This is a genomic window from Hydrogenophaga sp. (genome assembly GCF_026125825.1).
In the GTDB taxonomy this organism is placed as follows: Bacteria; Pseudomonadota; Gammaproteobacteria; order Burkholderiales; family Burkholderiaceae_C; genus Hydrogenophaga.
Window position 1 is genome coordinate 1 of the sequence record NZ_JAHCKK010000124.1, and the last position, 9244, is coordinate 9244.

10 protein-coding genes are annotated in these 9244 nt (G+C 69.1%); 5 read left to right on the forward strand and 5 right to left on the reverse strand.

Features of this window, described 5'->3' with window-relative positions; all coding sequences use genetic code 11:
- Nucleotides 1–1218: aminotransferase class III-fold pyridoxal phosphate-dependent enzyme (locus KIT86_RS22740; protein WP_297402639.1), on the forward strand; the 1218-nt coding region annotated here is incomplete at its 5' end.
- A gap of 22 nt (nucleotides 1219–1240) precedes the next feature.
- On the opposite strand, the gene KIT86_RS22745 is transcribed toward KIT86_RS22740, so the two are convergent.
- Nucleotides 1241–2050, reverse strand: a complete 810-nt coding sequence (locus KIT86_RS22745; protein ID WP_297402640.1) for a ChaN family lipoprotein — start codon at nucleotides 2048–2050, stop codon at nucleotides 1241–1243.
- Nucleotides 2051–2106: 56 nt separating this feature from the next.
- Between KIT86_RS22745 and KIT86_RS22750 the strand changes: the two genes are divergently transcribed.
- Nucleotides 2107–3177 (forward strand): AbrB family transcriptional regulator, encoded by a 1071-nt coding sequence (locus KIT86_RS22750; RefSeq protein ID WP_297402652.1) that lies wholly within the window; start codon nucleotides 2107–2109, stop codon nucleotides 3175–3177.
- A 49-nt stretch (nucleotides 3178–3226) separates the two neighbouring features.
- Here KIT86_RS22750 and KIT86_RS22755 read toward each other — a convergent pair whose 3' ends face one another.
- The 3 genes from KIT86_RS22755 to KIT86_RS22765 form a co-directional block, all read right to left on the reverse strand.
- The gene (locus tag KIT86_RS22755; protein ID WP_297402642.1) at nucleotides 3227–3511 is read right to left on the reverse strand and encodes a DUF3567 domain-containing protein; all 285 of its coding nucleotides are present in this window, start codon (nucleotides 3509–3511) and stop codon (nucleotides 3227–3229) included.
- 165 nt (nucleotides 3512–3676) lie between these two features.
- The gene (locus tag KIT86_RS22760) at nucleotides 3677–4954 is read right to left on the reverse strand and encodes a DUF3108 domain-containing protein (RefSeq protein WP_297402644.1); all 1278 of its coding nucleotides are present in this window, start codon (nucleotides 4952–4954) and stop codon (nucleotides 3677–3679) included.
- Nucleotides 4951–5826: an IclR family transcriptional regulator gene (locus KIT86_RS22765; RefSeq protein ID WP_297402654.1), complete on the reverse strand. Its 876-nt coding sequence runs from the start codon at nucleotides 5824–5826 to the stop codon at nucleotides 4951–4953. The genes KIT86_RS22760 and KIT86_RS22765 overlap by 4 nt, the downstream gene beginning before the upstream one ends.
- 228 nt (nucleotides 5827–6054) lie before the next feature.
- On the opposite strand from KIT86_RS22765, the gene KIT86_RS22770 reads away from it, so the two are divergent.
- Nucleotides 6055–7065, forward strand: a complete 1011-nt coding sequence (locus tag KIT86_RS22770) for a fumarylacetoacetate hydrolase family protein (RefSeq protein ID WP_297402646.1) — start codon at nucleotides 6055–6057, stop codon at nucleotides 7063–7065.
- 79 nt (nucleotides 7066–7144) lie between these two features.
- Here the strand turns inward: KIT86_RS22770 and KIT86_RS22775 are convergent, their stop codons facing one another.
- Nucleotides 7145–7585, reverse strand: coding sequence for a VOC family protein (locus KIT86_RS22775; RefSeq protein WP_297402648.1), 441 nt, complete (start codon nucleotides 7583–7585; stop codon nucleotides 7145–7147).
- Nucleotides 7586–7674: 89 nt separating this feature from the next.
- Here KIT86_RS22775 and KIT86_RS22780 point away from each other — a divergent pair, with 89 nt between their 5' ends.
- Both KIT86_RS22780 and KIT86_RS22785 read left to right on the forward strand, forming a co-directional pair.
- Nucleotides 7675–8505 (forward strand): enoyl-CoA hydratase/isomerase family protein, encoded by an 831-nt coding sequence (locus KIT86_RS22780; protein ID WP_297402656.1) that lies wholly within the window; start codon nucleotides 7675–7677, stop codon nucleotides 8503–8505.
- A gap of 37 nt (nucleotides 8506–8542) precedes the next feature.
- The coding region (locus tag KIT86_RS22785; RefSeq protein ID WP_297402650.1) for a PhaM family polyhydroxyalkanoate granule multifunctional regulatory protein at nucleotides 8543–9244 on the forward strand (702 nt) is incomplete at its 3' end.

Here is a 9244-nt window from a genome sequence, read left to right on the forward strand (position 1 = left end):
CGCCAGGTGATCGACGGCATTTCCAGCCTGTGGTGCGTGGGCGCCGGCCACAACCGCAGGCCGATCAACGAAGCCATCAAGCAGCAGCTGGACACGCTGGACTACAGCACCGCCTTCAGCGTGAGCAACGACAAGGCCTTTCGCGCCGCCGAGATGATCGCCGCCATGGCCCCGGGCGACCTGAACAAGGTGCTGTTCTGCAACTCCGGCAGCGAGGCCGCCGACACCTCGATGAAGGTGGCGCTGGCTTACCACCGCGCGCGAGGCGAGGGCCACCGCAACATCTTCATCGGCCGCGAGCGCGGTTACCACGGTGTGGGCTTTGGCGGCATGAGCGTGGGGGGCATTCCGGCCAACCGCAAGGTCTACGGCGCCGCGCTGCTGCCGCGTGTGGACCACATGCGCTTCATTCATGACCCCGTCAAACACGCCTACGTGCACAACACCGAGCCGGTGTGGGACGAAGATCTGCTGCTGGAGCTGGAAAACCGCATCCTGCCGCTGCACGACCCGAGCAATGTGGCGGCCGTCATCGTCGAACCCGTCGCCGGCAGCGCCGGCTGGTACGTGCCGCCCCAGGGCTACCTCAGGCGGCTGCGCGAGATCTGCGACAAGCACGGCATCCTGCTGATCTTCGACGAGGTGATCACCGGCTTCGGCCGCCTGGGCACGGCCTTCGCGTCGGACTACTACGGCGTGCAGCCCGACATGCTGAATTTCGCCAAGGCCGTGACCAATGGCGTGTTCCCGATGGGCGGCGTGGTCTGCACCGACCGCATCTACGGCGCCATGATGGGCGCACACGGCAGCGCGCCGGACCACGCCATCGAGTTCTTCCATGGCTACACCTACTCGGGCCACCCCGTGGCCTGTGCGGCGGCCATCGCCACGCTGGACCTGTTCCGCGAGGAAAACCTGTTTGCCCGCGCGGGCGAGATGGGCCCGGTGCTGGGTGACGCGATGCACAGCGCGCTCAAGGGCCTGCCCCATGTGATTGGCATCCGCAGCCTCGGGCTGGCGGCCGCCGTGGAACTCGCACCGCAGCCCGGCCTGCCCGGCAAGCGCGCCTTTGACGTCTTCCTGGACTGCTTCCACCGGGGCGTGCTGGTGCGCAACGCGGGCGACAACCTAGTGTTCGCACCGCCCTACATCGTGGATCGCGCGCAGATCGAGACCATGGTGGGCACCCTGGCCGACGCCATCCGGCGGCTGGGGTAGACGCGGCCCGGTGCCCCTGCGCTTAGCGCGACGGCATGCGCTGCTTGAGCTCGGCGCAGTGGTCGCGCGGGGGCAGCGCGGGGGTCTGCCACACCGCGTCGGCCGGCGGTGCGCTGGCGTCCTGGGGGGCGCCGGCCTGCGCCATCACCACCTTGCGGCCCACGGAGGCGGGCAGATGCAGGGGCACGCCCAGGTCCTCGCGCACGTGGCCGTTGCCGGCCACCAGCAGCACCGTTTTGCCCGGAATCAGGGCCTGGGTGGCCGTCTGCGCCATGGCGCGGTCGCGTGCGAGCTGGATGCGGGTCATGGGCGCGATCTGGCTCTCGGGCAGCAGGCCGCAGTGGCTCTCTCGGATGCCATCGCGTTGGCGCTGCAGCACAGCCGGGCTCACCAGCCCGTCCAGTTCGGCCTGGCCCATGGCGCCGCGCATCTGCGTGCGAGGCAGGTTGCCGCCGATCACGGGCGCGCCGCTGCGCACGGCGGCCATCACCACCGGGCCATACACCTCCCAAGGCCAGCCGCTCTGCCCGGTCCAGTCCAGCGCCTCGCGCACGCGGGCTTCGTCGGCGTCGCTGGGCAGGCCCAGCGTGCTGCGTCCCTGTTCGATCATTTCCATCACCACCGCGCCCAGCTGCCCACGCCGGGCCAGGGCCAGCACCACCTCGCGCTGCAGGGCCTGGTGTTCGGCGGCGTCGTGCTGCTCGCCGAGCAGCAAGACCGGTGCGGGCTGCACGCGGTCAAGCAGGGCCGCCACGGTCGTCGGTGGGCGGTGCGCGCAGGCCGCGAGCAGGCACAGGCCCAGGGTCAGGGCGACAGCGGTTCGACAGGTCATGCGTGGATACTAAGCGCACCCGACGCCTTTTCACCCCCTCTTTGCGCGTGTCCTTTCTGCCCTCCTTGCGGCCCGTTTCGTGGCCGCGCGTCTGCCTCACCCTGACGATCGCCCTGGCCGCCGCCCTGCTGTGCCGCTGGTTGCGCACGCCCATACCCTGGATGATCGGGCCATTGCTGGCAACGGCGCTGGTGTCGGTGCTGGGCATGCGCACCGAGAGCTGGACGCCCTTGCGCAACAGCGGGCAGTGGGTGATCGGCACCGCGCTGGGCCTGTACTTCACGCCGGCCGTGGGTGCGCTGGTGGCCAGCCTCTGGTGGGCGATCGGGCTGGGCATCGCCTGGGCCCTGGCCCTGGGGCTGGGTTTCGCGGCCTGGTTGCGCTGGCTGCATGCGGGACATCTGGTGGCCTTGACGCCGGCGGAGCTGCGCTGCACCACCTATTTCGCCGGGGCGATTGGCGGTGCGTCCGAGATGACGCTGATCGCGGAGCGCCAGGGCGCGCGAACCGATCTTGTGGCCGCCGCGCACAGCCTGCGGGTGTTGCTGGTCACCGTCACCATTCCCTTCGCCCTGCAATTGGGCGGTGTGAGCGGTCTCGACAACGCGGCGCAAAGCGTGCGGGAGGTGCAATCCGCGGGGCTGCTGGCGCTGGCCGGGCTCACGCTGCTGGGCGCGCTGGCCATGCAGCGGCTGGGTCGCGCCAACCCCTGGTTCATGGGGACTTTGCTGGTCACCATGGTGGTGACCTTGAGCGGCCACACCCTGTCGGCCATTCCGCAGGGCTTGTCCAACGCGGCCCAGCTGGTGATCGGTGTGAGCCTGGGTGTGCGGTTCACCCCGGCGTTCGTGCACACGGCGCCACGCTGGCTGGCCTCGGTGGCCTTTGCCACGCTGGCCATGATGGGCATGTGTGCCGCCTTTGGCTGGGCGCTGGCGCAGCTCACGGGCCTGCACCCTGTCACCTTGTTGCTGGGCACCGCGCCGGGCGGCATCGCCGAGATGGCCATCACCGCCAAGGTGCTGCAACTGGGCGTGCCGGTGGTGACGGCTTTCCAGGTCTGCCGGCTGGTGGCGGTGCTGGTGCTGGCCGAGCCGCTGTACCGCTGGCGCTGCGCCCCGAAATGAAAAAGGCCGCTGGGGTGCAGCGGCCTTGGTGGGCGGAGAACGCGTTCGTTCAATGCATGACCACGGGCATCTGGGCCAGGGTGGCGTAGCCCTCGAGCGTGTCCTCCACCTCTTCCTGGGAGGGCGTGCTCTGCTGCCAGGCGGTGATCTGGAGCTGGAACATCTCGGCCCACGAGCCATCGAGGTACACCTCCTTGCCCGAGCGCTTGTCCACGATCTCGAAACCATGGCGGGGAATCTGCGGGCCGTCGGCCACTTCGTTGTCGCCGTCGACGGGCGCGTTGGCCAGGATGTGGACCACAGCGAAGGCATCCGAGTCGTAAAGCATGTGCATGACTGAAATCCTTGAAAAGAAAAAACTGCGTTCCTGACAACCTTATATCGGCAAACAGGCGCGGATTTATAGGTCAGATGAAGCTTTACGTGGAGACGTTCCCCCGGACTTCAAGATGCGTGTCTTTTTTGGCACAGAAGGGTGTTTGTCCTACAAAGGTGTGGCTCACGGCATCTGGCTGAGTTGCTGATCGGCCACGTCGCCATTGGACTGGGTCACGCGCAGGCGCACCGGCAGGTGGTTCAGGCTCGGAGCCAGCCACATCTCGACGCGGCTGTCGAACTCCTTGCGCGGCTGGCGCACCAGGTGGCGCACTTTGAATTCGCCCGCGGGCAGCGACATCGTCGACGCCTCGCCCACGTCGAAACGCCAGACCGGGGCGTCACCCGTGCCGGCCACCTGCATGTCCACGGTCTGGCCGGCGGTGTAGGCCTGCGGACGCGCCTGCAACAGGCTGGCGAGCTGCAGGAACAGGCTCAGGCGGTCCTGCGCCCCGGGCTGCAGGGGGGCTTCCGGTGCGTTGCTGCTGAAGCGGATGCGATGTTGCGCGGCGTCGAAATGGGCGGCTTTTTCGCTGCGGCTCTTGTCGGCGAATCGCTCGGGCATCAGGCCGTTGGGGCCGATGCGGCCCGTGCTGGTCTGCGAGCGGCTGCCCAGCAGCAGCACGCGCATCTCCATGCGGGCCTCGTAGCGCCCGTCGGCCACGCTCCAGTCCAGGGTGCCCTGGGCCTTGTAGCCGATCCCTTTCACGTTGCCGGTCACGTCGTAGTGAAGGCGGGTGCTGGGCGGTGGCGTGGCGGGTGGCAGGGCCACGCTGGCGCGCGACGGGCGTTTCGCGCCGGCTGCGGCCAGCAGGGTGTCGTCGGTCTGCGCGGACTCGACGGCCTCAGGCTCGTCGGGCGCGGCCGCAGGGGCCGAAGGGGGCGGTTCGGCGTGTGGTTCGGCGGGCGCCGGCGCGGGTGCGGGCGGTTCGATCATCGCCACGTCCTGCGCAACCGGGGGCAGCGCGTCGGCCGTGGCTTCAGCGGTGCTTTCGGCCGGTTCGGGCGCTGGCTGGGCCTCGGCGATGGGTGCTGGGGCCGGGGTTGGGTCGGGGACTGGGACAGGTCGGGCCGCCGCCGCCATCTTCGCGACGGGGCGGGGTTTGGGTGCCGGCTCGGTCGCGGGCACCGTTGCCGCCATGGGCACGATCCAGCGCACCGTGCTCACGTGCACCGGCTGCGGGCGGGCCGCCGGGGCGGCGGCATTCGCGGGCGGCGCGGTGTGCGCGGCGGATGCGAGCGGGGCTGTTGCCGGGGTCTCTGGCGCCCGGGCGGTGCCGGGCAATGGCAAGGTGATGCCGCCAGCCAGCAGCACGAGGTGCGCCCCCAGCACCAGCGCCCCCAGCGGCGCGAGCACGGACCAGCGCGGCGAGATGCGGGGCGGTGCGGGCGCCGGGGTCATGGGCTGGCGGGAAGGGGGCGGTGCCCCAGGTCGGCGCTGAGCTGGCGGGCGCAGCGCAGCAAGGCGGTGGCCGGGGCGCCCTCCCAGTCGGTATCCAGCGTGGCCACGGAGCCCAGCACCACCAGGCCCAGCGCGAGCCGGCCCTGGGCATCGAACACCGGAGCGCAGAAACCGCCCACCCCGGGCAGCAGGCTGTGCACCACGCGCGCGAGACCCCGGCGCCGGGTGTCTTCCAGCAGGGCCTGCACCTCCGGCAGCGACTGGGGTACGTCCACCAAGGGCAGCTCGCCGTGCAGCGGCAGCTTTTTCAGGCGCGACAGCTCTTCGCGCACCATGGGGGCGATGCGCTGGGCATCGCGGCCTTCATTGCCCATGAAAGCGGCAAAGCAGCGGCCGGTGGCCGAGGTCAGCAGCGGCATGACATCGCCCAGGCGCAAGGTGACCGGCACGGTCTGGGGCGCCTCGATCCAGTGCACCATGGTGGGTCCCTGGTTTCCCCACACCGCGATGGCCAGGGTGTGGCCGGTCTCGGCCAGCAGGCCGTCGATGCGCTCGCGCGCGAACTTCACCGCATCGAGCCGCGCCAGGCTGGCCAACCCGATGCGAAGCGCGGCGGGGCCCAGGTCGTAGCGCGTGCTCACCGGGTCCTGCACCACCAGACCCATGCGCTGGAAGCTCACCAGGTAACGGTGCGCCTTGGCCGCGCTCATGCCCGCGGCCGCCGCCAGGTCGCGCAGCATCAGGGCGCCGTCGGCTTGCGACAGGGCGTCGAGCAGCTCGAAGCCGACCTCGACCGACTGGATGCCCGCGCGCAAAGGCTCCGCGTCGTCACGGGCTTCGGTGTCGAGGGCGGGGCGTTGGGCAACAGGCATGTGAATCAGGGTCACGAAGGTTGGATGGCGGGGCGGGCGGCGGGTTCCCCGGGCGGATGGGAGAAGCTGCCGCAGCCGGCGGGGCTTTCGTCTAGAATCTGGTTTTTACGAATAGGTGAATCGATTTCACTATTCGTAATTACAGGACGCCCCCCGAGTGTGCCACCGATTCGCCCCTGGACGGACCCTGTGCCCGCTCCGATCCCAACTTGACAGCAGGAGACTTGCATGAAACTCGCCACTTACAAAGATGGCTCGCGCGACGGACAACTGGTGGTGGTCTCCCGCGACCTGAGCACGGCGCATTATGCGACCGGCATCGCGCACACGCTGCAGCAGGCGCTGGACGACTGGAACTTCATCAGCCCGCAGTTGCACGACCTGTACGTCACGCTCAACCAGGGCAAGGCACGCCACGCTTTCCCGTTCGACCCTGCGCAGTGCATGGCTCCGCTGCCGCGCGCTTACCAATGGGCCGATGGCTCGGCGTACATCAACCACGTGGAGCTGGTGCGCGCGGCGCGCAACAGCGAAGTGCCGGCGTCGTTTTACACCGACCCGCTGATGTACCAGGGCGGCAGCGACGACTTCATCGGCCCCTGCGAAGACGTGGTGGTGCCCAGTGAAGACTTCGGGATCGACTTCGAGGCCGAGATCGCCGTCGTCACTGGCGATGTGCCCATGGGCGCCACGCCCGAGCAGGCCCTGGAGGGCGTGCGCCTGCTGATGCTGGTCAACGACGTGTCTCTGCGCAACCTGATCCCGTCCGAGCTGGCCAAGGGTTTCGGTTTCTTCCAGAGCAAGCCGGCCACCGCGTTCAGCCCGGTGGCGGTCACGCCCGACGAACTCGGCGACGCCTGGCAGGGTGGCCGCGTGCACCTGACCATGCAATCGACCTGGAACGGCCGCAAGGTGGGCATGTGCGAGGCAGGCCCGGAGATGACCTTCCATTTCGGCCAGCTGGTGGCCCATATCGCCAAGACGCGCAATGTGCGAGCCGGCTCCATCGTGGGCAGTGGCACGGTGAGCAACAAGGGCACGGATGTGGATGGCCGCAAGGACTGGCCCAAGGGCTACAGCTGCATTGCCGAGAAGCGCGCGATCGAGACCATCCTCGATGGCCAGCCCTCGACCGCCTTCATGAAGTTCGGCGACACCATCCGCATCGAGATGAAGGGCAAGGACGGCCAGTCCGTGTTCGGCGCCATCGACCAGAAGATCGCTCCCCTGGCGCAGTGAGGTTCAACCTGGCGGGGGCGTGAAGTGACCCCGCCAGTGCCACCCCAGGGGGGGCGCACAGCGCGGCAGGCGAGGCCTGCTAACTGGCGTAGACCTGCTCGATCGACGCGAAGCCCTTGACCTCGATCGGGTTGCCGAAAGGGTCGCAGAAGAACATCGTCCACTGCTCGCCGGGCTGCCCCTCGAAACGCCGCTGAGGCGCAAGCACGAAGTCCACGCCCGCGGCCTGCAGCCGATCGGCCAGCGCCTGCCATTCGGGCAGCAGCAGCACCAGGCCGAAATGCGGCATGGGCACCAAGTGCTCGCCCACACGGCCGGTGCGCTGTGTTCTGAACGGCTCCCCCAGGTGAAGCGAGATCTGGTGGCTGAAGAAATCGAAGTCCACCCAGGTCTCGGTGCTGCGGCCCTCGGCGCAGCCGAGCACGCCACCGTAGAAGCGGCGCGCCGCGTCCAGGTCGGTGACGTTGAAGGCGAAGTGGAACAGGCTGCGGGTGTGCAGCGGTGCGGTGGTCGGGTTCATGGCCGCCAGCATAGACGCTGGCGCGCGGTCGAGCACAATGACCGCCAGAACCCCGCCTTTCCCTTCAGGAGACCCGCATGACCAGCCCCGTGGACTACAGCCGCTACCAGACCCTCTCCATCACCCGCCGCGGTCCCGCCGTGGACGGTGTGCCCTCGGTGCTCGACATTCAGATGCGCGCCGACGGTCCGGGCGGCAACGGCAAACTGCCCACCGCAGGCCACGAGGGCCATTGGGAACTCAGCGAGATCTGGCGCGACGTGGGGCGCGATGACAGCGTGCGCTGTGCCGTGCTGCGCGGCAGCGGCATGGGCTTTTCCGGTGGCGGCGACCTCGCGCTGGTGCAGGACATGGCGACCGACTTCGACGTGCGCACGCGCGTGTGGAAGGAAGCGCGCGACCTGGTCTACAACGTCATCAACTGCGACAAGCCCATCGTCAGCGCCATGCATGGCCCGGCTGTGGGCGCCGGCCTGGTGGCCGGCCTGCTGGCCGACATCTCGATCGCCGCGAAGAGCGCCAAGATCGTCGACGGCCATACGCGCCTGGGTGTGGCGGCCGGTGACCACGCCGCCATCGTCTGGCCCTTGCTGTGCGGCCTGGCCAAGGCCAAGTACTACCTGATGCTGTGCGACCCCATCAGCGGGGAGGAGGCCGAGCGCATCGGCCTGGTCTCGCTCGCGGTGGACGATGCGGCGCTGCTCGACAAAGCCTACGAAGTGGCCGATCGCCTGGCCAGCGGCAGCCAGACCGCGATCCGCTGGACCAAGTACTCGCTCAACAACTGGCTGCGCCAGGCCGGCCCCGCGTTCGACACCTCGCTGGCGCTCGAATTCATGGGTTTTGCCGGGCCCGACGTGCGTGAAGGTGTGGCATCCTTGCGTGAGCGCCGCGCACCCCGCTATGGCGTGGACGGCTGAAACAGACCAGCCCTAGACGGCACGACAGGAGATCTCCATGAGCGACGCCCCCGGCAGTGGTTTCGGCAAATTCGTTCCCGGATTCGAGTTTCTGCAGAACCTCGCGGGCCAGGCCGCAGGCGGCGTGGCGCAAGGCATCAGCCAGAACATTCCGCAACTGCCCAACCTCGGCAGCTGGGTCGCGCCCACCTTCAATGTGGAGGACCTGGAAAAGCGCATCGAGGAGCTCAAGGCCGTGCACTTCTGGCTGGACCAGAACGCCAAGGCGCTGGGCGCCACCATCCAGGCGCTGGAAGTGCAGAGGATGACGCTGTCCACGCTCAAGACCATGAACTTCAGCATGGGCGACGTGGCCAACGCGCTCAAGATCAAGGCCGCGGACACCTTGGCCGGCTTCACCGGCTCGCCGGCCGCCGCGCCCACGCCCTTCGCCGGCCTGGAGGTGCCACCCCGCACCTATGGCACGCCCGCCGAGCCCAGGCCCGAGGCCGCACCGGCGCCAGCGCCCGCGCCGCGCAAGAAGAAGGCTGTCCGCAAGGCGGCCTCCGCGACACCGGCCGCCGGTGGCGTGGTGGACCCGATGCAGTGGTGGGGCGCGCTGTCGCAGCAGTTCCAGCAGATCGCGAGCAACGCCATGAAAGACGTGGCCAAGCAGACCGCGCTCGACACCACGCGGCAGGTCGCCAGCGGATTGACCGACCAGGCCCTGAAGACCGCCACCGACATGGCTGGCAAGGCG